The sequence below is a fragment of the Flavobacterium davisii genome, from assembly GCF_042182265.1.
GTDB classification, from domain to species: domain Bacteria; phylum Bacteroidota; class Bacteroidia; order Flavobacteriales; family Flavobacteriaceae; genus Flavobacterium; species Flavobacterium davisii.
On record NZ_CP097869.1, the window covers coordinates 1260372 to 1286544 of the forward strand.

Here is a 26173-nt window from a genome sequence, read left to right on the forward strand (position 1 = left end):
TTAGTGGAATTTGTCAATACAAAATAGCAAATTATGGCAAGTATTAAAATTATTTTAAGAGACAAAGCTACAAAAGAAGGTGTATTTCCAGTAGTAATGAGAATTATTAAGAATAGAAAATCAAAATTAATTTCACTTGGTTTAGAATGTCTAAAAAAAGATTGGGATGAAGAAAATAATCAGTTTAAAAAATCACATCCAAACCAACTTCAAAGAAACAGACTGTTACTAAAACACAAAGACAGAGCCTTAAAAATTATAGATGATTTTAATTTAGATGAAATAGATTTTACTCTTGACCAATTTGAAGAAAAATTTAGAGGAGTAGAGCCAAACAAAATGACAGTTTTAGAATTTTGGGAAGATGTTATTTCAGACCAAATAAAATCAAGTAAAGCTGGAAATGCTAAAGCATTAAATGAAACAAAAAAGTCTGTATTTAGTTTTCACAAAAAAAACAATTTAATGTTTAAAGAAATTACACCAACTTTTTTAGAGAAGTATGAAGTGTATTTAAGAGAAAACAATAATGCTGATGGTGGTGTAGCATTTAAAATGAGAGAACTTCGCTCACTTTATAATAAAGCGATTAAGAAAAATATAATTGATGAAAAATATTATCCATTTAAAACCTATAAAGTATCAAAATTAAAAGTTGGCAATATTAAAAAAGCATTAACCAGAGAGGAAGTAAGACTAATTGAAAACTTTGATGATACTAAATATCAAAATCTTGCAGAAGCAAAAAGAATATTTCTATTCTCATACTATTGCAGAGGGATTAACTTTTTTGATATAATGATGTTGAAATGGTCAAATATATCTGGAGATAGAATTACTTACATTAGGTCAAAAACAAAAGGAAAATTTAGTATAAGTATTTTAAATCCTGTAAAAGAAATTTTAGAATATTATAAAAACTCTTTTACTACTACTGATTATGTTTTTCCAATTTTATTAAGTGAAAATTTAACTGCTTCTCAAATTCAAAATAGAAAACATAAGAAACTTAAAAAATTCAATAGTGATTTAAAGAAAATAGCAGAAATAGTTGGAATAGACAAACCTTTAAGTAGTTATGTAGCAAGACATAGTTATGCTACAAATTTAAAACAATTAGGAGTTTCAACAGATATAGTTTCTCAATCCATGGGACATAAAAATGTAGCAATTACAACAGCTTATTTAAAAGATTTTGAAGATGATGTTATTGACACTGAAAATGAAAAATTATTACAAGAAAGTTTCATCAATTATAATGTATTCAAACCTGCTTCATAGCAGGTTTTTTTATTAACTATTAAATTATAAATTATGCAATTAAGACAATCAGAAAGAAGAAAAGCCAAGATAAAAATGGCTTTACAAGGTTCAGCAGGTTCAGGTAAAACATATTCAAGTTTACTACTTGCTCAAGGAATAACAAATGGAGATTTAAGCAAAGTAGCCATTATTGATTCTGAAAATGGTAGTGCTGACTTATATGCACATTTAGGAAATTATAATGTGCTTACCTTAACTCCACCATTTACAACTGATAATTATATTAAAGCTATTGATGTTTGTGAAAAAGCAGGTATTGAAGTAATAATTATTGACAGCATAAGTCATTGTTGGGATTATCTATTAGACTATCATAGTTCATTGGCTGGAAATTCATTTACCAATTGGGCAAAAATTAAACCTTTGGAAAAAGCATTCATGGATAAAATTCTGCAATGTGATGCCCATGTAATTGCTACAATGAGAACAAAACAGGATTATGTATTAAATCAGAAAGATGGCAAATTTATACCTGAAAAAGTTGGATTGAAAGCTGTTCAAAGAGATGGTATTGATTTCGAATTTACTTTGGTATTTGATGTGGATATAAAGCATTTTGCTGTTAGTTCAAAAGACAGAACAGGTTTATTTATGGGTAAACCAGAATTTATGATTAATTCTTCTACAGGTAGAAAAATATTAGAATGGTGTAATAGTGGCACAAATCTACAAGATGCCAGAGAAAAGATTAAAAACACTAAAAATCTTGAGGAATTAAAAGCATTATACAACCAATATAGTAATTGGAGGGAATTATTAGAATATGATTTTAAAATTCAAAAAGACACTATTAATGCTAAAGAATTATTGTTAAACCCTAAAACATTCAGTACAAATGGAAGCACTTCTCACCATTGAATCAAAAATTAATCAAGATTCATACAGGTTAATTCCTGTAAAAGAAATTAATAATAGTATGAATCCTGGTACTTTGCAAACAAGTAATGTTATAACTCCTGGTATTTCAAAGTTTCCAGACAAACCTTTTATTGAAGCCAACACACAAGAAATTAATTTATACAACTTAAAAAATGATTGTGTAATTCCAGTATTCAGTAAGGATAATGAAAGGACAATTTCACACCAGGAATTTATAGAAATTGCACAAGATGCAGTTTTAAAAGTATTTCCACATCACACTTTAGAGAAACCTGAAATTAGAGTATCTCATCAAATTAAAGGTAGAACTCCAGAAGCAATTCATAAAAGTGTAAAAGATTTATTAGACCATGAAAGGACTCAATATTTTGAAAGAATGGCTTTTATTATTAGGGTTCCAAGTATTGTAGATACTATAAATGGCAATGAAGTTGCTCTTACAATTGGTGGAGTTAGAAGCTACAATTTGGAAAATCTGTATAACAAAAAGACATTTGAAAAATTCAAGTTTTTTATTGGATTTCAAAATAAAGTTTGTTGTAATTTATGTGTTTGGAGTGATGGTTTTATTGATGATATGAAAGTAAGTACTTACCAAGAATTACAGAGTAAAATAGTAGAAATAATTCAAAATTATAATGCTGAAAAGCATTTATTAGGAATGAAAGAATTTACAAAACATTCATTAACAGAAACACAATTTGCTCAATTAATTGGAAGAACAAGATTATATCAACATCTGCCAAAAAAGGAAAAAGCATTGATTCCAAATTTAAACTTTACAGATGGTCATATTAATACCATTGTAAAAGATTATTTTGAAGATGACAGCTTTTGTAGAAATGAGCAAGGAGATATAAATCTTTGGTCAGTTTATAACCTATTTACACAAGCCAATAAATCTTCTTATATAGACTCATTTCTTAATAGAAATGTGAATGCCTTTGATTTTACAAATGGTATTCAGAAAGCACTGATTGGTAATGGAGATTACAATTGGTTTTTGAGTTGAAAGTTTCCAGCCCCCAAGGGGGCTGGATTTACTTTTTGCAACATTTATTAATATCTTTTATTTTTTCTGTCTTTTCAATTGGATTATTATTATTTAAGTACTTAAAATTTATATAATCAGATGTTGTAAATAGAACAATTAAAAACACAATTAATGTTGAAATCCATAATTTGATATATAAATTTCTCCTTTTGTCTAAAAACTTGATTTCATCATTATATTCATTATCATCTTTAAGAATAATATCAATATCTTCTTTTAAAAGTAAATCTAAACTTCTATTCTTTATGTTGTTATATTTTTGATTAATTCTACCTTTTTCAAGTGATAATATCCAAACTGAAAACAATAAAAAAAGAAATGATAATATTAATAGCCCTAAAGCCATAATTGTTGCCTCTTTGTTAATCAAAGAAGTTACATCATTTTTAGCATAAACTTTTAAAACAAAAATTGTAAGATAAAATGATATGAATACAAAAATTGATTTTTGAAAATTACTATAAAATGTTTCTAATGAAGAATTAACTTTACTTGAAACTTGCTCAACTTGTTCATGTATTTTATTTCTGGCTTCAATATATTTTGAAATATTACCTTTTATATATGTGTTGTTTGCAGATAATATTGAATTAAAAGTACTTTCGTTTATTACAACATCATCATCTTTTAGATAAATTGAAAGAATATTTCTTGCAATTCCAATCTTATCTTCTATCTTGTTTTTTTCAGAATAAATCCAATTAAAAATCTTTTCATAAATAGGTAATGAATCTGTTTTTAATTTATCAAACTCTAAATTATATTCACTTGTTTTAAATCCACTTATCTTTAGATTTATATTGTTTTTTTTAAACTCCGATTTATCAAAAATATGTACATATATATAAGACAGAAAGATTTTATTGACAAGATTCAAAATGAAATTATTATTATTAATTTCATTCAAATAAAAATCATTAGGAGTAAATTTTAATTCAGAAAAATTATTGAAATGACATTGATTACTAATTTTAAATTCATTTTCAAAAGTTTGTTTTTCTTTTAAAACTAAATTATATCCTATATATGAAGAAGAAAATTGAGTTTTATCTTCAGAATTATAAAATATTATTCCATCTTGAAATTTATTTCCAAATAGCTTAAGTAAATCTTCTAAATTTATAGTTTTGATGTTTTTTATAAATTCATTTTCATCATAAATAACAACATTAATGCCTTTTTTAAAAATTTGTAAGTTTATATTTAGCTCTGTTATTTCTTCTAAATCAACTGTTTCTATTTTTACAAAGTTTGATTGACTAATTGAATAATTAATTTCTTCAATTTCAAAACTCCACTCATAATCATATTTTATAAGTTCTGAATTGAATTTATTATATAATTCTACATTAAACTTATCAATTGAGTTAACATCAACTTTTCCAATATATTTCAATTCATAAATATTCAGATTATCTGCAATACTTGAAATGCTTATAGTTGGAAAAAAATCTGTAATTAACCTTATCATTTTAGCATATCCTTTAAAAAATCATAACCATCAGAAGATAATATTTTAACATATTTTGAACCATTTTCTTCTACTGGTTCTATTAAATTTTTAAGATTTTCAACATAATCATCAATATTAAGATATAAATTATGTGCTAATCTAATTTTGTGTTGTGCACGTTTATTTATTTTCTTTTTTGTAATTACAAACTGTGTATCAAACCCTTTCTTTTCAGGTAATTCTTTAAGTTTCTTTATTATATTGTCTTTTGGAAATTCATTATTTATTGGAGTGTAATCTCTAAAGACTTCATCTAATAACTCTGTGTAATTGAATTTTTCTTTATTTCTATAATGCCCAATCATTGAATTTCTTAAAATTAAATAATCTGCATAATATTTTTTTCTGCTTGGTGTTAATATTTTATCAATTTCATTTAATGAAAGTTCTGTATTCTTGTCATCTGTGTTTTTTTGGATTAGTTCAAGAAAATCATCCCACCAATATTTACTTGAATTTTTATCAAACACATAATTAAAAGTAATGTTTTTATCATCATCAAAAAAGACTAAAATAGCTTTAAAAACTTTCTTCTTGGTGTTTAATCCTTTAATTATATCAAAATTTGTTTCGCTTAAAACCTCATCATGTTCAACCTTACATATTATTATTTGGTTAGTTTTATCTTCAACAAAATGCAAGTGTAATAAACTACCTTTCTGAATCTCAATATCTAACCTACTCATTCTTTCTTGAGATTTTTTTTCTTTCTCAAGTAATCTATTAGCATTGTTTAGAATTAAGTTATCAAGATTTTCAATGTTTTCTAATATTGAAGAAAGTGAATTTTTAATTTCAGTATTACCATCCTTAAAATTATACTCTCTCTTGTTTGGTTGCTCTAAAATTTCTTTAACTAATGAATCAATATATGTGTTTAAGTTGATTGATGACCCATCAAGAGCAATATTACTTACTAAATTATTTTTGACATCTATATGATGCAAAAAAATATTTTTTATTTCCATTATGTCGTGTTTAATAGTTATTAATTTTTAATATTATTTCATCACTCAAGATTTTACTGTTCTTAATATTAATTTTATCCAAAACACTCACAAAACCTAACTTACATTGGTTATTTAATATTTTAGATTCCTGGTTTATTTCAACTTTAGATTTGTAATAAAAATTTCCAAAGTCTGTTTTTTCAGATTGACCTACACTTGGATAAAGCAATAAACTTTTTTCTGCTTTCCAATGCAAATTATATGTAAACATTTGCTTTAAATCATCATCAGATGGGTTGTTTGCATCTACAATTTTCCATTTTGTGTCAATAATAAAAGTTTCAGTTTTATTTGTAATTACAATATCTGGTCTAATGGTTTTGTGTTCCCAAAACTTATTTGAATTTTGAAATGAAACTTGATAGCCTTCTGGTTTATGCTTTTGCAATATTCTATAAATGTATTCTTCCCATAATTTATTCATATCAAACAATAAAGTCAGCATATTATCATTACCAGAATTTAAGTTTGGAGAATAATTTAAAATCAACATTTTTGCTATATCTATTGCTCTTAAATAGGGTGTTGTTTTTCTATCATTAATCAATTTATCAAAGTGGGATTTGTTGATATTTATTTGCTGGTAATCTTGAAATTCAAATAACAATCTATTTAGTTTGTCTTTTAAATGGTTATTTAGTAAATCCTTTAAAATCAATAATCCTCTAAATATTATTTGATGTAGTAAATGGTCTTTGTCATATACTTGATGTTCACAATAAAATCTTTCTTTATGAACTACATTTTTTTGAATGTTTTGAGAAAACACCAATTTACCTTTTAAAGCATTTTGATTACTCTGAACTCTCCTGTACTTTTTGATTAATCCTTTTTTCACAAGGCTTTCTACTTCATTTAAGTACATTTCAAAATATACTTCTAAAATAGAATTGTATTTTTTATTTAAGTTGGTTTCTGAAACATTATCCACTTGAATATGTTTACAAACCTTTAGCATATTTAATAGAACATTTTGCCAAGTACCCTTATCAGGATTATCACTTTTATCAGCTTTTGGAAGTATTTCAATAGTTAATCCACCTATTTGTATCACTCCAACATAACTATTGAATAAAACTCCTTTATGAACTATTGTAAAGTATTTGTTTTGGTTCTTTTCATTGAATAGAACCATAGCATCAAAATGATGTTTTTTGAAATCTGAATTTTCATCATATTTCAATTTTTGATATTCAAATACTTGTATTAAGTTCTTTTTACTCATAGATAGAAATGAAATCTGCTGTTTCTAATTCATCACAATTTTTAATTTGATATACTTTCTTTTCAGTTAAAAAATCAGTGTCATCATAAGCTGAAAATTTTGCTAATACACCTTTGTTATCATTTTTTACACTAATAAAATTTTCTCCTAATACTAATCCAATTTTACCAAAATCTCCAAAAAAGTATTCTTCTAAAAGTGGTAAAATTTTATTTTTGAACACAAATTTCAACTCTTCAAAATTGGTAAGATTAATAAAAAAGGAATGTCCAATTTGATGGTCTTTATCAATTAATAATTCTATTCTTTTATTGATTACTTCAAGCATTTGTGCCATATCAATTTCTGAATCATCTAATTTTTTGTTTTCCAATAATTTAGGATTTGATGGCATTTCCACAAAAGAGAATCTTCTTCTTAAAGCTGTGTCTAAAGATTCTACACTTCTGTCTGCTGTGTTCATTGTACCAATTATGTATAAGTTGTTTGGTACTGAAAATTTATCTTGAGAATAAGGTAAAACTACCTCAATTTCTTCTTTGCTTCCTTTTCTTTTATCTTCTTCCAATAATGTAATTAACTCCCCAAAAATAGTAGACACATTACCTCTGTTTATTTCATCAATGATTAAGACATAATTCTTTTCAGAAGTTGTATCACTAATTTTTAAATTATGGTTTTCTTTTAAATACTGAATTACACTTGTAACATAGCCTTCCCAACCATTAAATTCTTGGAAACCGTTTACTTGTTTAAATAATTTTTCTTTTGTTAATGTACCTTGTTTATTAATATTTTCAGAAGTATATAAATTTAGGTTGTTGTTTGAATTTACATTTACTCTAAAAGTTTTGTTTTTAGGTGTATTTAAAACTAAATAATCATTACCTTTTTCTAAAATTTCTTTAATTAAGTTGTTGTAGGCTTCTTCAAAATTAGATTCACTTTTTGAATTTGCAAAGTCAGCAATTTGTTTAAAAATTCCATCTTTAACTTCATAAGTTACTTTATTATCTATAGTTTCAGGTTTTATTCCTTCAATAAAATCTTCATAACTCATACTTTGATGAAAAGTAGTAAACTGAATTTGATTAGTTTTTACCAACTCATCATATTTGTCAAGTATTGCATCTCTATCAGTATATTCTTTGCCTTCAATAATTTCAACAGCTAACTTTTTAGTGTTATAGGTTTTTCCAGTACCAGGAGCACCATATAATATTTGGTTTAGAGAGTGTTTTTTATTTGGTGTTGACATTTCTTTTGATTGATTTGTAGATGAATTATTTTTTAGTTCTTTTAGGATTCTATCAATTGTTTCTTTTTTTGTTAATTGATAAAAAGTAGTTTGAACACCATCTGTTAAGTTGAAATTTTTAATGTCTTTTTTTAGCCATTCCACTTCTCTATAATGTGAAAATGGCTTAGTATCATCATAATTATAATCTGTAATTATTTTACCAATTGCTAAAACAGAATTTCCATCCATTAATACAACAATGTCATCCATTGAAGCATTTGAGTAAAAATCATAAATTTCCCCAGCTTTTCTTGACAAAACATTAGTAGTTTTAAATTCAAAACCTTCATCAACAAGCAATTCTTGAACACCTTTTCTGTCTATAATTTCTTGTTCTTCTAAATCACCAATTTCATTCCAGCCTACACCAATAAAATTTTGATTTATCATTTCATTAAAATAAGATTTTTCACCATTATAACTACCAATTTTCCAATATCTAACTCCATTATTAAAATGATTTGCAATGGTGTAAATGAAATCTTGTGTTAATAAATGAAGACTTTCATCTTTGAAATTATCAGGTTCTGAAGTAAATTCTTTATATGAATTTATAAAGTCAGAATCTTTTTTTATAAACTCTAAAACATTATTTGATAAATCTATAAAATTTAGAAGATTGTTATTATCTCCTCCTTTAATACTGGGTAATTCAAGTTTTAAACTAAAGTTTTTAAACATTGTAAACTTGAACAAGAAATACTTTTCAGGATATTGTAATGTTAAATAAAGTGCTATTGCTCTTAAATCATTATGACTATGATAATTTATTTTCTTATCTGGAGCAATTTTTTGCAATTCAGGAAGTTTTAAATTATAAAAATTTATAAAACTTTTAATTCTTTCTTTTAGTTCAATTTGTTCATTAAATAAATTGTTGAACTCATTAATGGTTTCATTTTTAAAATGTTGAAACATCCATAAAGTATGCTTAATAGGATAAAAGTTTCCACTCTCCCAAAGGTTTTTTTTTCCTTCAACTAAAAAGGCATTGTTGAACATTTCAGCTACATCTTCTGAACTCCAATTCCATTTATCATACACTTGTTTAAGTACGCCCCATTTGTATTTTTCTTGGTGTTCAGATTTTGGAAGTTCAAAGTATTTCTTATAATCTTCCCAATATTTTTGAAGTTTAGTTATGTTCATTAGTTTTTTTCTTTTTATTTCAAATCCTAAACTTTCAAAAAATTGAAAAGTTTCCTCTCCAACTTTTGGAGTTTTAAAATTTACATCTAAATTTTCTGTATCAATTTGGTTATTAATACTAATTAAAATTAGTTTTGCTGGGTATGGCTTCCCATTATAAACTAAATCTCCAGTTCTACTATTGTTTACAGCATCCCATGGGTTTTTATCAAAATATTCAATTGCTTTAATGGTGCAATTTTTAATTATTTCTATTTCTTTTTGAGTCATTATGTTATGCTATTTTATAAACAACAAATACCAAAACAAGTAGTAATAACACATCATAAATTGAAAATTCTAATTCAAATGTGTAGTCTATTTCTTTGTTGTAATAGTTTTTAAACCAGTTAATTATTGCTTTTATCATAATCTATAATTTTTACCAAAAGGTGTTTTTCTTTTGAATTTTTAAAATTTTATGAATATCACTTTTTAGAATACAATCAATTAACTCTATAAAATCTTGCTCTAAATTTTCAAAATCAATTTTATCTATTGGAATAAATTCTATATAATAAAATGATTTGTGAGAGATTAATAATTCTACTTTAAAATCATGCTTAAATTCAAAACCAATAGTTTGTAGTTTGGTTAATATTTGCTCACAATCTGTTCTTTGTTTGTTAATTTTAATAATGAATCTGGTATCTACCATTACATCAGCAAATGGTAAAACATCATCACAAAAAACATAAGATGATGCTTTTTTAAAAAATGAGTTCGGAGAATAATTAATAAGTGTTTGCCAAAGCTTGTCTAATTGAAATTCTTTTAACTGTACTTTGGTATCATAATTTTGACTTTTAATTTTCTCAAATAATATAGTTTTCTTAGTAGATTCTATATTGATGACATACTTACTTATAAAATCAACAAGTTCCTTTTTTTCAGAATTACTTTCAGTTTGGTGTGCAATATCAATGGAATTTATATCTGAATAATAAACAAGGTTTTGTGAGGTAACTATACCATAAGTTTCATTCAAATATAGTTTAGCATGTAAGTCATTAATCAATATTAAATTAATTCCTAAATGCTCTAAAAAACTCAAATCCTGCTTTGCATTTTTTCTGGCAATAAATGTTATTTTTACTTTTCTATTTACAGCTCTTTCAAGGCATTTTTTCATTTTATCCCATTTTGATATTTCTACATAGGGAGATACTAAAATGAGTTCTTGATTTGCTTCTTCAATCAAAGTCATTATTTTAGAAGAAATTTCTAATGGAGGTATAAACTTCATAAATTTATTCTTTTAAAATCATAGCTTGATAAAAATCAATACTTTTTACTGCAACACCACCAAGAGGCATATAACCCTCTTTTATTTTTTGATTAACAAGTTCAATAAAAACATGTTCTTGATGATGTTTAACTAAAATATACTTTTCCATATTTAATTTTTTCTACTATTTCTGTTTACTAACTCTTTAATTTTTGTAAAAAACCATTTGCATTTAATTCAAAATGTTGAAAAAATTTGAATTTACATTTACATAAATATTTTGCCTAATAATTTCTTTTTCTTCATTAGTTAAATTGGATTTGTTAGACAAAAACTTTTCTTTTAAAATTCTTATTTCTTTTGTAATAAGATTGTCAAATAAAGCCCCTTCAACATTAAAACTTTTATGATATATTATTAATTTACAGTTTTGTTTCAATAATTTATTACAAATTAACTCCCACCAAAACATATCAGTTAATCCTAATGAACTTCCAAACACACAAATTATATTAGCATTATTTATTAAATCAACACATTCATCATCAACTAAATGACCAGAAGCCTTGTTGTATTCCGTTTTGATAAATGCTTCATTAAAATCTATTTCCTTTGTAAAATTTTCATTTGAAACTTGAGAATTATCATTTACACCAATAATTAATCTTTCATCTAACAATCCATGAATATGTTTAACAGGTTTAATTGTAGAATTTGAACTTATAGCCTTTGCAAAACTCATTGTCTTGTCAACAAAGTTTTGAATCAAATTGTCTAATATTGAAGTATAATTAAATGAAATAATATTTATACTTGACATTTCATGTTTTAAAGAAATCAATAATTCTTCAAAAATAGCTTTGTCACCATTTCTTAATTCAATATGTGGTGAACTTAGAAAAATGGAAAGTTCATGGGTATTTACATTTGACAAATCAAATGAAGATTCAATTGATTTTAAATAATTAGATAGATTTAAAATGATATCTTGTCTAATAATTTCAAACTCCTCAACGGTTGTTATTTCACTTGTAAATTTCCCTAATGCAAGTTCTAAATCTGACCAATTTTCTGTATTAGTATCAATTTCTTTTTTTAATAATTTTATATTGTCATTTTTACTTTCTTGCTTTTTATAATACTCATAAAAATGCTTATAACTTGTTTTTAAACCTAAATTTAAATCAAATCCATTTCCAATTATGTGAACAATATTCATTTTTATTATCTAACTATTCTCAACTATACTAATTTCTTCACTTGTAAGCTCATACAACTCATACACCATTTTATCTATTTCTTGGTCTGTGGTGGTTATTTGTTGTTTTAATGCTACTGCTTTTTGTTGTTCTTGTAAAAAGTAATCTTCCCATTCTGCTTCATCAGATAAGGACAATTTTATTTTCTTTTTGCCTAATTCTTTTACAAATTCTGAAAAAGATAACTCATACCAGGATTCTAACTTTTTATTAATTTCTAATCCTTCAAATTTTCTTTGTAGAGTTCTTTGGAATTTAGTAGAGCTTTCACTTAATAAAACATTATTGTTTATAATAGAGCTTACTTTATTTTCAATATTCTTTTTTAGAATATTGTCATATTTTAAAGGTAATTTTTCTATGTATTTTGGTTTTATATTATAATCAATATGAATGTTTTTAAAATAAAAATTCATTAAATTAGAATTTAATATTCCTTGAAGAAATTCAACAGAATTTTCTTCACTAATTTCTTCAACAAAAGAAAAGTTGTTAAGTGGATAAAACTTGCCCTCTTTATCCAAAGCAGAAACTATTCTTCTTTCCATACTTAATTTTCTAATATATTGAATTAGAATTTTTTTTCTTTCAAAAGAATTATTTGAAAATCCAGCTAAATGACTACCAAAATTCAGAAAGTCACCTTCCCAGTTTAATGAATATCTTTTTACACCACTTGCAGAAGAAACACACAATTTCCAGTTTTCACTTCCTTCATTTGTTTTACTCAAATACTTATTATTATTACCAGTTTTAATTCCATATCTAACATTATATGTGTTTTTTAATGGTTTTGAATCTTTTATAATTTTTTCCAATAATTTAACTTTTGATATTGTTAATTTCAAATTAAAAGTTAAATCATCAAATTTTTTATAATCATTAGAATCTATAATGTTTGATTCCATTATACTATTATCAATTAAAAATTTTGGAACAATTCCTTTTTTCAAAGAATGTGTTATGATTTTATTTTTAATAGTGTTGTTTTGAATAGTAAAAATTGCTGGAACAATATCTGGGGCATCCTCAAAAATATTTTTTTCTAATTCAATTAATTCAACAATGTTTTTATCAAGTAAAAACCTCCTTAAATCAATATATTTATCTAAATAATACCAAGTGTTTGGAGTAATTAAACTCATTAGTCCATTTTCTGATTTAATAAGCCTGTTAATTATTAAATCAATAAAATGTACATAAGTTTCTAATTCCCCTTTTTTACAAATAAACTTTTTAGTTATAAAATCTTTTTGATTTTTAGGAACTTTTGCACCCCATGGCGGATTCCCAATAATCACATCAAAACCACCTTTTTCAAATACTTTAGGAAAAGCATTTTGCCAATTAAAGGCTTTTTCTCCTGCAATTTCAGGGTCATCAATTAAAGAGTTGCCACATTTAATATTGCCACTTAAATCATTTAATTTTCTGTTAGGTTGTGCTGTTCTTAACCAAAGGGAAAGTTTTGCAATTTCAACACTTTCTTCATTTAAGTCCACCCCAAAAAGGTTGTTTTCTAAAATGCTGTTTTCCATATCTGTTAAAACCAAAGCATCTCCAAATAATTTGGCTTGTAGTTCATCTATATATTGGTGTTCTTCCATTAAAAAGTCTAAAGCTTGGTTTAAAAAAGCACCACTACCACAAGCTGGGTCACAAATGGTAAGTTGCAACAACCATTTTCTATACCTATCTAATTTATCAACTAAATCTTTAATGGTTTTCTTTTGCCTTTTCTTGTCTGTAATGTAATCTTCTTCATTTATGGCTAAAGCTGTTTTTTGTGCTTCACACAATTTGCCAATAGTGTTTTCAACTATGTATTTGGTAATGTATTTAGGTGTGTAAAAAACACCATCTTTTTTTCTCTTGGTCTTGGTTTTGTCTATTTCTTGTCCTTCTAATTGGGCTTTAATTTCATCTAACTCATTTAGTGAGTTTTCAAAAATATGTCCCAAAATATTCACATCTACTTCACTCACAAAATCATATTCAGATAATTTTATGGTGTGATTATAAAGCAAATTATCATCAATAGTAATATTGTCTAAAACTTCATCAGGTTTAAATAATCCACCATTATAGGCATAAACATCATAGTTTTTGCCTTTGTAGCCTGTGTTTAAATAACCAAAGTATTTTTTAAATCTGTCATATAATGGTGTGTATTCATCTAAATCTTGGAGTTGTTTCCATTGCTGTAAAATCAACCTTACAGAGTTGGGTGGTAACAACATTCTGTCTTCTGCAAAAAATATAAATAGAAATCTGTCTAATAGTTTTTGAGATTTTTTAAATAATTCTAATTGGTCAAAATTTGGGTTTAATTGTACCAAGTTTTGAAATAATTCTCTTTTGAAAAGTGAGTAATCTTTGTATAATTTTTTGGTAATTACATCTTCTTGGCTTACAGATTCTTCTTTTACTTTTTTAGGAATGTCTTTTGAAATATTTTCAACAGCCAAACACAAATACAAGGTTTTAAATTCGGCTTCTGTAAGTGTAAACAAATTAAATTCTATATGTTCAATGGCATTGTCTATATAAAATCTGATTTTCTCAAAGTTGGAAGTAATCACATAAGTACAATCTGGCTGATTGTTTTTATAACCAAAAGCTTGAGCTTCTATTTTACCTAAATCTGTAGTATTAGTTCCTTTAAGTTCTATAACTGCTCTTACTTTTTCTGAAACAATTATAGCACCATCAGCTTTTTTGCTGTCTTTTACATTTTTGTATTCTGTGGTAAGATTAAAGTTGGGTTCAGGGTTTAAAGTGTAACCCAATATTTTTACAAATAATTCTCTTAAAAATCCTTCTTGAAACTGTTCTTCTTTAGAGTTTCTAATATTTTCCTGTCTTTCAGGATTGTGAAAAAAAGCAACAAAATCATTCCATTTTTGGCTTAATACATCTTGGTTTGTGGCTTGTAAATATTTGCTGATTACAGCATTTTGAAATAATGACATAGTCTAAAATTATTATTACTTTTAAGTGAAGTTTTTTGAAGTAAAATGGGTTCACCAAAGTAGGAATAATTTTAGTTTTGTGCAAGAGGGGAGATTAAACCAAGATTTAAGGCAATTTATCAATTATGATAAAATTTCCATTTAAGAAACTCCCTTTACTAAATCTTTTAATTTTATCTTCTGAAATAAGTTTTCCAGCTTTATACAACATTAAATTCCAATCATAATCAACTGGATAAATTATTGGTTTTTGAGAAATGGTTTTAGGGTTTAATTTCCAAACATAATTTGGCTTTGCATCATTTTTTATATAATCATGACAATATAATTCAATATGATTTGGCTTACTTTTTAATGATTTTGTTGGTTTTTCAATTTCAACTAATATTTTATATAAGTATGGTGAAGAATTAGGGTAGTTTAAAAATCTATGGTTTTCCACTTCTTTAAGCTCTTTAAACCCTAATTTTTTCCAAATCTTCTTTGAACTTGAAGGAGAACATTCAAGGTCAATGGCTTTAATATTTTTTTTAATTAGTTTGTTCTCAAAATATTTTAATAATTTTTGACCTAAACCATTTCTTTGGTTTTCAAACTTAATATTGGCAATTGATATATGTGCTGTTTTATCATTAATTGAGAAAACAAGATAACCTATTGCTATTCCTTTTTCAATTATACAGATTAGTTTTTTTTCAGTAAAGGCAGTTTTAATAACATCAAAATTCCAATAAAAACCATTAATTTTTCTATCACTTTCATCTTTTAACCAATTATGTATTTGGTTTAAATGTTCAGTATTTGGGTATGAAGTTATCCTCATAAATTGACAATTTGCTTATTAGCACACAAACTACAACATTCAAGATTGAAATCTTCTAAAAAAACAATATCAAAATTCTTTTCTTTTAATTTATAATTCCATTTAAAATATTCTGAAAGCTCAAAATATGCTTTAAATTTTAGCTCTCTATGTTTTTTCCAAAAATCTTTCAATTTGTTAATACCATAATTAAAAATGAAACTTTTATCAACTTCTTTTAAAAAACCATTTTCAATCCTTGAACTTATTATTTCATTAATATCTTTTTCATTTGAATCATATAAATAATCATACCTTGATAAATTTTGCATTGTTTTACTGTTACATAAATAATCTCTTTTTAATAATAAATCATCAACATTTTTAATAAATTCATTATAGTCAAAATATGTTTTATTTAGTTTAATATTTTCAGTTTTCTTGGAAATATACCATTGAAAATTATTTGCTTCATTATTACCTTGACTAATTGAAATTGGGGATATATTAAATTTTTCAGGGAAATAAGCATTATATAATTTGGTGATATAGGGTGAATCTATTTCACCATTTTCATATTTTTCAATAGTCAGATTATTAACTTTAAACCACTCTCTAATTTCATTAACAATAATTTGATGTTTTTCCTTATCAGAATCTTTAAGTTTTACAATTTCTTGTGGAATAAAAAAATTCTTAAAACCTCTATTTAATGCCTCACACTCTAAAATATGATGATATTTGACCTTACCTTTTAATTTAAGTACATAATCAAAATTATCACTTCTTTCTGGAACTTCTTTGTATGATAAACTAAAGCTTTCATCTCCTGATAAAATAACTTTCTCTCTGAATAGTTTCTTTAAATCAAATTGGTTAAAAAAATAAAATAATTGAAAGTTGTTGTAAATATGTGTAGTAAAAAAATTTAAATCAATTCTTTCTAATTCTTTAATTTCAGTTTTATTAACTAATTGATTAAAAGAGTATTCTGTTAGATATGCCATTTGAATTATATTAGTTAGACGAAATTTTTTAAAATTATTGATTTCATTTGTGTTAAAAAAATTTTTTCTAAAAATTTTGAACACTTCACCTACCAGAACAAAATAGCCACCACCTATCTTGAGAAGGAAACACCCCTACCCAAAAGTTTTAGAAGGCATTTTTTTGACCAGGAATTAAAATAAAGATATTTTTTGAGAGGTAAATTTTATTGCAAAAATTCAATCAAATTAATTTCTGTTTCAAGTTGAAATGTACCAGGAATCTAATAAAATATTATTCTTTCAAATCCAGGTAGTAGTTCAATTCCAAACAATTTTAAAACAGACTTTTTTATTATTCTACATAAGCCAACCAACTTAAAAACCCTCACTTATTGTGAGCAATGAAAATCATTGTTCTAATCTGATTAGATGTTTAATTATTAATTCAAGTTGATAGCTGAAAAGATAATTAACAAATAGGAAGATTAAAAAATTCAACTCAAACTCAAACCAAATGGTAACAATTATTAATTACAAAGAAAGAATTACAGAAGATGCAAAGTCATTTTTTGTATTAGAAGTTCAAGGTGGCATTGAAATGGTGCAATCTAAAACCACAGGTAAATTTTATGCAACAGCAAGAAAAGCCTATTTGCCAAGTACATTTGATGAAATGACTTGTAAAGCACTTATTGGCACTCAAATGGCTGGTACAATTATTAAAGAATCTTGTGATGCTTATGAATATATTGACCAAGCCTCTGGAGAAGTTGTTGTATTAACTCATAGATATGAGTATGCACAAGAATCCCCAATGGTAAATAATCAAAAGATTGAATTTGAAAACTTTACTCCTTCAGCAGAAGTATTTTCAAAGAATGGTAAACACAATTATGAGCCAGTAAACTAAAATTAACAAGCCTATTATGTGTAACAACATAGTAGGCTATTATTTTTTATTATGGAAATAGCAGAAATAAAAGTTTCTTATTCTACCAATAAACCTGATAAAATCAAACTTACAACTTGTCAAGAAGTCTTTAAATTTATACTCTCAAAATGGGATATAGATTTAATAGAATTTCAAGAAGAATGTAAAGTAATTCTATTGAACAGAGCCAATTGTATATTAGGAATTTATGATTTATCTAAAGGGGGAATTTCTGGAACTGTGGTAGATAATAGAATAATATTGAGTGTTGCTCTAAAATGTAATGCTTCATCTATTGTCTTGGTACATAACCATCCAAGTGGAAATATGAAACCAAGTGAAGCAGATAAAAAGATTACTGAAAAACTAAAAAATGCTTGTGAACTATTAGATATTCAACTTCTTGACCATTTAATAATTTGCAAATATGAGTATTATAGTTTTGCAAAAAATGAAAATATTATAAATCACACTTTTTCCTAAATTGTATATATAAGTTTGTGAAATTCTGTGATTTTATGTGAAAGCGAACTAATACAAAAACAGCTAATTTCAAGTAAAATTAAGACCAGGAGTTTGAAAGCAGATTAGTATTAATAGCTATTTCTTATCAACTCTTGGTTTAAATTGTAATAGTTCAGTTAATTCAACTTCTAATTTTTGAGATATTTTATAAAGTAAATAACTTGATGGATTAGTATTTCCAGCTTCAATCCTGTTCATATTTGACCTTTCAATTTCACATCTATAGCCAAGTTCAGTTTGAGTGATTTTTTTCATTTCTCTCAATTCCTTGATTCTTTTGCCTAATGCAATTTGAAATTCTTTTTTGTTCAACTTTTGGACTATTTGCATCAAAAGTTGTCATATTTGATAAAAATATTGTTATCATTTTTGATACACTATGTATATTTGTTAAATTTTAATTATTATAATATGAAAACTAAATTTAAAATTAGACTCATTGTGTTTGCTTCAATGCTGTTTTTTAGCACAATGTTATTCTCTCAAAATAATGCATCTGTAGATGTTAATTATAGATTGAAACCTGATAGAAATGTTGCTAAAGAAAACTTGAATTTTAGCTTCAATATTTCTAATGGCAATTTGATTGTCAGTGACTATGACTTTAATACCAAAAAAGACTATTTAATAAAGTTTGATAAAACATTTTATGACAATGCTGGTTTATTCAATGTTGTTTACTCAACAGACATTGTAAATCACACTTTAGAAAAAAGACCAAAAACTGAAATTGGTTTATTCATAATTATTTATGATGAGAAAAATGGAAATCTTTTTGGAGTTAAAACAGTTTTTGAAAATAGTGATATAGAAACCTATCTTACTCCTTTTGGAGCAAAGATGTTAGGTAAAATATAACCTGTATTGCAAATATTTTATGACAAGTCAAATTCAAAATGCAATAAATGAATATCAGAATATTCAAGGATTAGATGATTTAGAACTTTTTTACAATTACAATATAAAGCATAAAGTTTTATACGAAAAATCAATTAAGGAATTTGCTAAAATTTGTACAATATGTAATAAGGAAAATAATCTTGATTCATATTGTTATTGTAAATTCTTCTTTAGTAATGGAAATAGTGTAGAATTTGTTAACAGGTCTGACATTAAAGGATTTATAATAGCTTACAATGAAATAGAAAAAAAATTGCATCAGTATGATGACAATTTAACAAATGAAGAAAAATATGTTTTAAGTCAAGGTTCAATTTTTGACCCAATTGATATTAAAAATGAAGATGATTCTGAATCAATTGTAATTGGTAATGAAACTGATGATGATGTTGTTTTAAGTGATGAAGATTTAAAGTTATTTGAAAGTAATTTTAAAGATAATCAAAATACAGAAAATCCAAAGCAAGTAATTGAAAGTAAAGAGCTAAAATTCTTTAAAGATATATTTTTTCCAATTTTTACTTATTTATGTTTAATACAGTTTCCTTTAGTGATATTTATTTCAACATTTTTAATTTATAATGGAGATTTTAATAAAGTAGTTGAAGAAGGAGTATTGGGAAATTCAGGTGGTTTGTTTTCTACAGGTTTGATATTAATAATTGCTGGTGTAACTAAAGAATTAAAATACCCTTTATTACAAGTATTATTTTCAAAAAAATCAATAAAAAACCACATATTAGTTTCTATTATATTACTCGCTTTTTCAATGTATCAAATTATTTTAGGATTTATAGCAATGGTTTTATTATTTGCTTTTATTGCATATTTATGGAAGTATGGTAATGTATTAATTGATAAAATAAAAAAACTACTTTCTTAAATCAAAAACAAAGCAAAATGAAGAATATAAAACCAATTGCTTTTAGCAACATAGAAGAAATTAATGATTGGTTAGCTAAAAATTTTGATGATTACTTTGAAACTAAAGAATTTCTTGAAAAGAATTTATATCAAATAATAGAAGTTAAAGAAAAAGCAATAGCAAGTATAAAATATGATGCTGAAAGATTATTTTGCTTTTACTATGAATCCTTAAAAAGTTTATTGATTTTAAGAAATAAGGATAAAGATTTAAGGCAATATATTGATGAATACCACTTTTGTAAAAATGATAAAAATCTGCTTGAGAATTGGCATTCTAATATTGACTATAACATACATAAAATAGACAGTAATTATAATAGTATGTGTTTTATAGAATATGATAATGGTAATCCAATAGGAATAAAACCGTTTGAATCTAAAATCTATAAAGAGAATCCCTATGTATTGTCAATTAATGGTTTTGAAAACTTAATTGAACTTGCAAAGTTCATTAACTTAAATCAAGGAAACTACTTATATGGTCAATTTCCTAAAGATTTATAAAACAAAATTGTATTCAATTATTTAATTTTCAAGCCACCTTTTAGGTGGTTTTTTTATACCAAGAGTCAAATGAAACAACTTAATTTACCTTTTAAAATAGATAAACAATATGAAAATTGGGAGTTTGAATTAGATGCTTTAGATGATAGATTAAGTGGCTACCATAGTTATAAATATATAGGTAAACGGTTTAATTGTTTTCTGAACTTTTTTACACATAAAACTGAATTAATATTTAATGGAGATTATTTGACAGCAGTAATAGTAACAATCAAAAAAGTTAATGAAGAGGATTTGCATATTATTAATCAATTCCTGGTACTTGATGCTTCCAAACAGATTAATGTAGATAGATTTAGCTCAAAGTTTAAAGTTTGGAGAATTATCTATTACACTAAATATAATCCAAAAAAGAAACAGATTTTAGTAATTTATGGAAAGCCAAGATTTATCCAAAGACATCTATCAAAATTAATTTAAAGAATAAAATATAATTGTTCAGTAAAATCCTAAAATTAAAGTTATCCCAATGTTAAAAAATTTAATACTCATTAATTTAAGGCTAATTTTTATAAAATATGTTTGGTAAAATAGATATTTAGAATATATTTGCACACGAATATTGAAAAGGTCAATAAATGACTGATTTGAATTTGGGTCAAACATAGGTCAAACATTTTACTTATAAAATGTAAAAAACTGAAAACAAAAGAAAAGATTAAAATTATATTTCCCTTTGTTTTCAAGCATTTGCAAAAAAGAGCAAACAAATGTAAGATTAAAAGTACAGACTCATAATCAGGTGGTCCCTGGTTCGAGCCCAGGTGGGACCACAAGTAAAATCAAGCCTTACAGAAATGTAAGGCTTTTTTATTATTACTCAATAAACAAGGTCAAATTTAAAAGGATCAAGAATAAAAGCTTTTTTCTTTTTTATTAAGTTCAATGTCATATTAATAATCCTCCTTTTGTCAAATAACTTGATTTCTTCCTTCTTAAAATGTATTTTTGGAAATTCTCTTCTCAGATTAAAATTTTGCAAAATGCTTAGAGAATATAGTCATTAAAATTTTAGAATATTTACATTTATGTATTTGATTTTTGACACCGAAACTACAGGTTTGCCACGTAGTTGGTCTGCCCCTATTACGGATACAGACAATTGGCCACGTTGTATACAAATAGCTTGGCAATTACATGATGAAATGGGGCAACTCATAGAACATCAAGATTATTTAGTAAAACCAGAAGGATTTAATATTCCGTATGATGCAGAAAGGATTCATGGGATTTCTACAGAATTAGCCATGGAACAAGGGGTTAGTTTGCAGGAAGTATTAGCAAAATTTAATATAGCTCTTTCAAAAGCAAAATATATCGTAGGTCAAAATGTAGGATTTGATGTTAATATAATGGGATGTGAGTTTTATAGAGGAGGCGTTACTTCCTCATTATCACAAATGCCTGTTTTAGATACTTGTACTGAAGCCACAGCTGAATTGCTTAAATTGCCAGGAGGACGTGGAGGTAGGTATAAATTACCCACACTTACCGAACTACACCAATTTTTGTTTGGCGAGCCTTTTGCAGAAGCTCATAACGCTACTGCGGATGTGGAAGCTACTACACGTTGTTTTCTTGAACTTGTTAAAAGAGAAATTTTTACAGAAGAGGAGTTAGATGTACCTGAAGATTATTATATGCGTTTTCGTCAAAATAATCCTCAAGAAATTAAATTGATTGGTTTAAAGCATATTAATTTAAAATCTGCCTCAGATGAAATTCGAAAGAGATTAAGTGATATACAGCAAGAAGGAAATGTAACGGTTTCAGCAGAAGCAATTAAAAATTTAGAAAATGCTGTATACACACATTTGCATAACCATACCCAATTTTCAATACTACAATCCACAATTTCGATACCCGCGATTGTTAATGCAGCAGCTAAAAACAAAATGCCAGCAGTAGCTATGACAGATGTTGGAAATATGATGGGGGCATTTCAGTTTGTAAGTGCTGTTCTAAATCATAATAAATCAGCCAAAGCAAAAAATGAAATCAGTATAGAAAAAGGAGAAATGCCCTCTGAAGTTGAAATAAAGCCAATTGTAGGAGGAGAATTCTTTGTTTGTAATAATCACAAAGACAAATCGGTAAAAGATAACGGATATCAAGTAGTTTTTTTAGCAAAAAATAAGAAAGGCTATCATAATTTAGCTAAAATGGCTTCCATAGCCTATACAGATGGTTTTTATTATGTGCCGCGTATAGATCGAAATATCGTGGAGCAATACAAAGAAGATGTTATCGTTTTATCAGGTAATTTATATGGGGAAATTTCCAGTAAAATACTAAATATAGGTGAAAATCAGGCAGAAGAAGCACTTTTATGGTGGAAATCGCAGTTTGGAGATGATTTTTATCTGGAAATAATGCGTCATAATCAAGAAGATGAAAATAGAGTAAATCAAACATTAATACAATTTGCACATAAGCATCAAGTAAAATTGATAGCAACTAATAATACTTATTACGTAGCCAAAGAAGACGCTAATGCTCATGACATCTTATTATGTGTAAAGGATGGTGAAAAACAAGCTACACCTATAGGGAGAGGTCGCGGTTATCGATACGGACTTCCTAATCAAGAATATTATTTTAAAACGCAAGAAGAAATGAAATATCTTTTTGCCGATTTACCTGAAGCTATTGTAAATATTCAAGAAATTATTGATAAAGTAGAAATTTATTCCTTATATCGGGATGTATTACTGCCCAAATTTGATATCCCAGAAGAATTTTTAGTTGCAGAAGACAATCAAGATGGAGGTAAACGAGGAGAAAATAAATATTTGCGTTATCTTACATACGAAGGAGCCAGAAAAAGATACCCTGAAATTGCAGATGAATCAATTGACCCAACAAAAACAGCGGAAATAAAAGAACGTTTGGACTTTGAGTTATTGACAATTGAAAAAACAGGATATCCCGGTTATTTCTTAATTGTTCAAGATTTTATTGCAGCTGCTAGAAATATGGGAGTTTCCGTTGGTCCTGGTCGTGGTTCTGCAGCAGGTTCTGCCGTTGCATACTGTTTAGGAATAACGAATATAGATCCTATTAAGTACGATTTGCTTTTTGAAAGATTCTTAAATCCTGATCGTGTATCCATGCCCGATATTGATATTGATTTTGATGACGAAGGAAGGGGAGATGTAATGCAATACGTTATTGATAAATATGGAGCCAATCAAGTAGCACAAATTATTACATACGGTAAAATGGCAACAAAATCTGCCATAAGAGATACGGCAAGAGTATTAGATTTACCCTTATTTGAAGCCGATAAAATTGCCAAGCTAATACCTGCTATGATGCCTTCTAAATGGAACTTGGCTCGATTTTTAAAAGAAGAAGAAGGAGATGTAAAAAAAGCACTCAAATCCTCCGAAGAATTTGATCGAATCAAAGAATTAATTAGTATAGCAAATGAAGGTGATTTAGCAGGAGAAACTATTCAGCAAGCCAAAGTGCTCGAAGGATCTATGCGAAATACAGGTATACATGCCTGTGGTGTTATAATTACACCAGATGATATAACAAATTTCGTTCCTGTAACCACTGCTAAAGATTCTGATTTATATGTAACCCAGTTTGATAACTCAGTAGCCGAAAGTGCGGGGTTGTTAAAAATGGACTTCTTGGGTCTGAAGACCCTGACCTTAATAAAAGATACCGTTAAATTAGTAAAGTATCGTTTAGATATAGAGTTAGATCCCGATAATTTTCCTATAGACGATGTTAAAACATATGAACTTTTTCAAAGGGGAGAAACTGTAGGTGTATTTCAATACGAATCGCCTGGAATGCAAAAATATATGAAGGACCTAAAGCCAACTGTTTTTGCAGACTTAATCGCTATGAATGCCTTGTATCGTCCAGGTCCCTTAGAGTATATCCCTTCTTTTGTGAGAAGAAAAAATGGAGATGAGGAAATAACCTACGATTTAGATGCTTGTGAAGAGTATTTAGCAGAAACTTATGGGATTACCGTATACCAAGAGCAAGTAATGCTTCTTTCTCAAAAGCTAGCAAATTTTTCTAAAGGTGATGCCGACGTTCTTCGTAAAGCAATGGGTAAAAAGCAAAAAGACGTCCTAGATAAAATGAAATCTAAGTTTATAGATCAAGCAATGGCTAATGGTCATGATGCTAAGAAATTAGATAAAATATGGACTGACTGGGAAGCCTTTGCAAGTTACGCATTTAATAAATCACACTCTACTTGTTATGCTTGGGTAGCTTATCAGACAGCTTATCTTAAAGCCCATTATCCAGCTGAGTATATGGCAGCCGTTCTTTCTAATAACATGAATGATATTAAACAAGTTTCTTTTTTTATGGAAGAATGCAGAAGGATGGGGCTGGAAGTTTTGGGACCTGATGTAAATGAATCTTTTTATAAATTCACAGTAAACGAAAATTATGCCATTCGTTTTGGTATGGGAGCTATAAAAGGAGTTGGAGAAGGAGCTGTAAATACGATTATAGAAAATAGAAAAGAAGGAAAATATAAATCAATATTTGATTTAGCCAAACGAATAGATTTAAGAGCAGCAAATAAAAAAGCATTTGAAAATCTTGCCCTTTCGGGAGGATTCGATTGCTTTGAAAATACGCACAGAGCCCAATATTTTCATCATGAAGGAGATGCTATTTGGTTTTTAGAAAAAGCCATGAAGTATGGAGCCAAGATGCAAGAAAACGAAAACTCTTCTCAAGTAAGTTTATTTGGTGATACTACCGAAGTTCAAATACCAGAACCAACCGTTCCTCCTTGTGAAGAATGGCATACCATGGAAAAATTAGCAAGAGAAAAAGAGGTAGTAGGGATTTATATTTCAGGTCATCCTCTTGATGACTATAAATATGAAATGAAATATTTCTGTAATACTCGTTTAGAACACTTATCTTATTTAGAACAATTAGTAGGTAAAAATATTTCTTTAGGAGGGATGGTTAGTAATGTTCAACACAGGACAGCTAAAAATGGTAAAGGTTGGGCAACATTTAATTTAGAGGGATACGATGAAACCTATGAATTTAGGATTTTTGACGAAGAATATTTAAGATTCCGTCATTATTTAGTTCAAAATCAATTTGTTTATTTTAAGCTAAATGTTAAAGAAGGATGGACAAACCGTGAAACAGGTAAAAAATCAGATCCTAGAATCCAATTTATGGATGGAAAAATGCTGGCAGATGTTTTGCCTACTTACGCTAAAAAAATGACCATTTTGTTTTCTATATATGAAATAAAAGAAGATCTGATAAATAAATTATATAATTTATTTATTGAAAATAAAGGAGATCATCAGGTAACCTTTGAAGTAATGGAGTTGGAAAAGATTAAACGACAGCTACAAATTGAAAGTGCTCCCGCTGAAGATAATCAAGTAGAAGATCTAGAAGAAGGAGAGGTTGAGATGGAAATTCCAGAAGATAAAGAAGAAATTATTATAAAAAATATGTTATCCATGCCAAGTCGTAAAATAAAAGTAAAGATTTCTTCAGAATTATTGCGAGAAATGGAAAATATGCAAATGAATTTTAAAATTGCTTAGATAAAATATAATAAGTTCGT

The 26173-nt window shown here is 26.6% G+C and carries 22 protein-coding genes; 10 read left to right on the forward strand and 12 right to left on the reverse strand.

The annotated features are described in order from the left end of the window. Positions 1-33 precede the first annotated feature (33 nt). From NAB20_RS05250 to NAB20_RS05260, 3 genes are read left to right on the forward strand one after another with little or no spacing between them, the layout of a single operon-like run. Entirely contained in the window at positions 34-1281 is a 1248-nt protein-coding gene (locus NAB20_RS05250; protein ID WP_375605641.1) for a phage integrase SAM-like domain-containing protein, read from the forward strand. Positions 1282-1314: 33 nt separating this feature from the next. Next, complete coding sequence (locus NAB20_RS05255; RefSeq protein ID WP_375605642.1) at positions 1315-2181, forward strand: AAA family ATPase; 867 nt, start codon at positions 1315-1317, stop codon at positions 2179-2181. Continuing rightward, positions 2159-3214: a DUF3871 family protein gene (locus NAB20_RS05260; RefSeq protein ID WP_375605643.1), complete on the forward strand. Its 1056-nt coding sequence runs from the start codon at positions 2159-2161 to the stop codon at positions 3212-3214. Before NAB20_RS05255 ends, NAB20_RS05260 begins: the two co-directional genes overlap by 23 nt. Before the next feature lie 28 nt (positions 3215-3242). Here the strand turns inward: NAB20_RS05260 and NAB20_RS05265 are convergent, their stop codons facing one another. The 11 genes from NAB20_RS05265 to NAB20_RS05315 all read right to left on the reverse strand — a co-directional run bounded on the left by NAB20_RS05265 (position 3243) and on the right by NAB20_RS05315 (position 16760). Next, positions 3243-4727, reverse strand: a complete 1485-nt coding sequence (locus NAB20_RS05265) for a hypothetical protein (protein WP_375605644.1) — start codon at positions 4725-4727, stop codon at positions 3243-3245. Continuing rightward, complete coding sequence (locus NAB20_RS05270; protein ID WP_375605645.1) at positions 4724-5737, reverse strand: hypothetical protein; 1014 nt, start codon at positions 5735-5737, stop codon at positions 4724-4726. Before NAB20_RS05270 ends, NAB20_RS05265 begins: the two co-directional genes overlap by 4 nt. Positions 5738-5747: 10 nt before the next feature. Next, positions 5748-7004, reverse strand: a complete 1257-nt coding sequence (locus tag NAB20_RS05275) for an McrC family protein (protein WP_375605646.1) — start codon at positions 7002-7004, stop codon at positions 5748-5750. After that, positions 6997-9723 (reverse strand): McrB family protein, encoded by a 2727-nt coding sequence (locus NAB20_RS05280; protein ID WP_375605647.1) that lies wholly within the window; start codon positions 9721-9723, stop codon positions 6997-6999. The genes NAB20_RS05275 and NAB20_RS05280 overlap by 8 nt, the downstream gene beginning before the upstream one ends. A gap of 4 nt (positions 9724-9727) precedes the next feature. Continuing rightward, on the reverse strand, positions 9728-9862 hold the full coding sequence (locus NAB20_RS05285; RefSeq protein ID WP_375605648.1) for a hypothetical protein: 135 nt from the start codon (positions 9860-9862) through the stop codon (positions 9728-9730). Between the two features lie 12 nt (positions 9863-9874). Next, positions 9875-10738 carry a hypothetical protein gene (locus NAB20_RS05290; RefSeq protein WP_375605649.1) on the reverse strand — a complete coding sequence of 288 codons (864 nt, stop codon included), beginning with the start codon at positions 10736-10738 and terminating at the stop codon, positions 9875-9877. Positions 10739-10742: 4 nt separating this feature from the next. Beyond that, entirely contained in the window at positions 10743-10889 is a 147-nt protein-coding gene (locus NAB20_RS05295; protein WP_375605650.1) for a hypothetical protein, read from the reverse strand. Between the two features lie 63 nt (positions 10890-10952). Then, positions 10953-11939, reverse strand: coding sequence for an AbiH family protein (locus NAB20_RS05300; protein ID WP_375605651.1), 987 nt, complete (start codon positions 11937-11939; stop codon positions 10953-10955). A gap of 9 nt (positions 11940-11948) precedes the next feature. After that, positions 11949-14951, reverse strand: coding sequence for an Eco57I restriction-modification methylase domain-containing protein (locus tag NAB20_RS05305; RefSeq protein WP_375605652.1), 3003 nt, complete (start codon positions 14949-14951; stop codon positions 11949-11951). 106 nt (positions 14952-15057) lie between these two features. Beyond that, positions 15058-15774 (reverse strand): GNAT family N-acetyltransferase, encoded by a 717-nt coding sequence (locus NAB20_RS05310; protein ID WP_375605653.1) that lies wholly within the window; start codon positions 15772-15774, stop codon positions 15058-15060. Continuing rightward, complete coding sequence (locus NAB20_RS05315) at positions 15771-16760, reverse strand: hypothetical protein (protein WP_375605654.1); 990 nt, start codon at positions 16758-16760, stop codon at positions 15771-15773. The genes NAB20_RS05310 and NAB20_RS05315 overlap by 4 nt, the downstream gene beginning before the upstream one ends. A gap of 496 nt (positions 16761-17256) precedes the next feature. On the opposite strand from NAB20_RS05315, the gene NAB20_RS05320 reads away from it, so the two are divergent. Together NAB20_RS05320 and NAB20_RS05325 are read left to right on the forward strand one after the other, a co-directional pair. Further along, positions 17257-17652: a hypothetical protein gene (locus NAB20_RS05320; protein ID WP_375605655.1), complete on the forward strand. Its 396-nt coding sequence runs from the start codon at positions 17257-17259 to the stop codon at positions 17650-17652. 51 nt (positions 17653-17703) lie between these two features. Then, the gene (locus NAB20_RS05325; RefSeq protein WP_375605656.1) at positions 17704-18156 is read left to right on the forward strand and encodes a JAB domain-containing protein; all 453 of its coding nucleotides are present in this window, start codon (positions 17704-17706) and stop codon (positions 18154-18156) included. 117 nt (positions 18157-18273) lie between these two features. On the opposite strand, the gene NAB20_RS05330 is transcribed toward NAB20_RS05325, so the two are convergent. Beyond that, positions 18274-18510 carry a helix-turn-helix domain-containing protein gene (locus NAB20_RS05330; RefSeq protein WP_375605657.1) on the reverse strand — a complete coding sequence of 79 codons (237 nt, stop codon included), beginning with the start codon at positions 18508-18510 and terminating at the stop codon, positions 18274-18276. Between the two features lie 99 nt (positions 18511-18609). Here NAB20_RS05330 and NAB20_RS05335 point away from each other — a divergent pair, with 99 nt between their 5' ends. The 5 genes from NAB20_RS05335 to dnaE all read left to right on the forward strand — a co-directional run bounded on the left by NAB20_RS05335 (position 18610) and on the right by dnaE (position 26153). Further along, entirely contained in the window at positions 18610-19056 is a 447-nt protein-coding gene (locus tag NAB20_RS05335; RefSeq protein ID WP_375605658.1) for a hypothetical protein, read from the forward strand. A 19-nt stretch (positions 19057-19075) separates the two neighbouring features. After that, a complete protein-coding gene (locus tag NAB20_RS05340; protein ID WP_375605659.1) occupies positions 19076-19981 on the forward strand; it encodes a hypothetical protein in 906 nt (301 codons plus the stop codon). A gap of 17 nt (positions 19982-19998) precedes the next feature. Then, complete coding sequence (locus NAB20_RS05345) at positions 19999-20529, forward strand: hypothetical protein (protein ID WP_375605660.1); 531 nt, start codon at positions 19999-20001, stop codon at positions 20527-20529. Positions 20530-20598: 69 nt separating this feature from the next. Continuing rightward, a complete protein-coding gene (locus NAB20_RS05350) occupies positions 20599-21009 on the forward strand; it encodes a hypothetical protein (protein ID WP_375605661.1) in 411 nt (136 codons plus the stop codon). 608 nt (positions 21010-21617) lie between these two features. Beyond that, entirely contained in the window at positions 21618-26153 is a 4536-nt protein-coding gene (gene dnaE / locus NAB20_RS05355; RefSeq protein ID WP_088390145.1) for a DNA polymerase III subunit alpha, read from the forward strand. Positions 26154-26173: the final 20 nt, after the last annotated feature.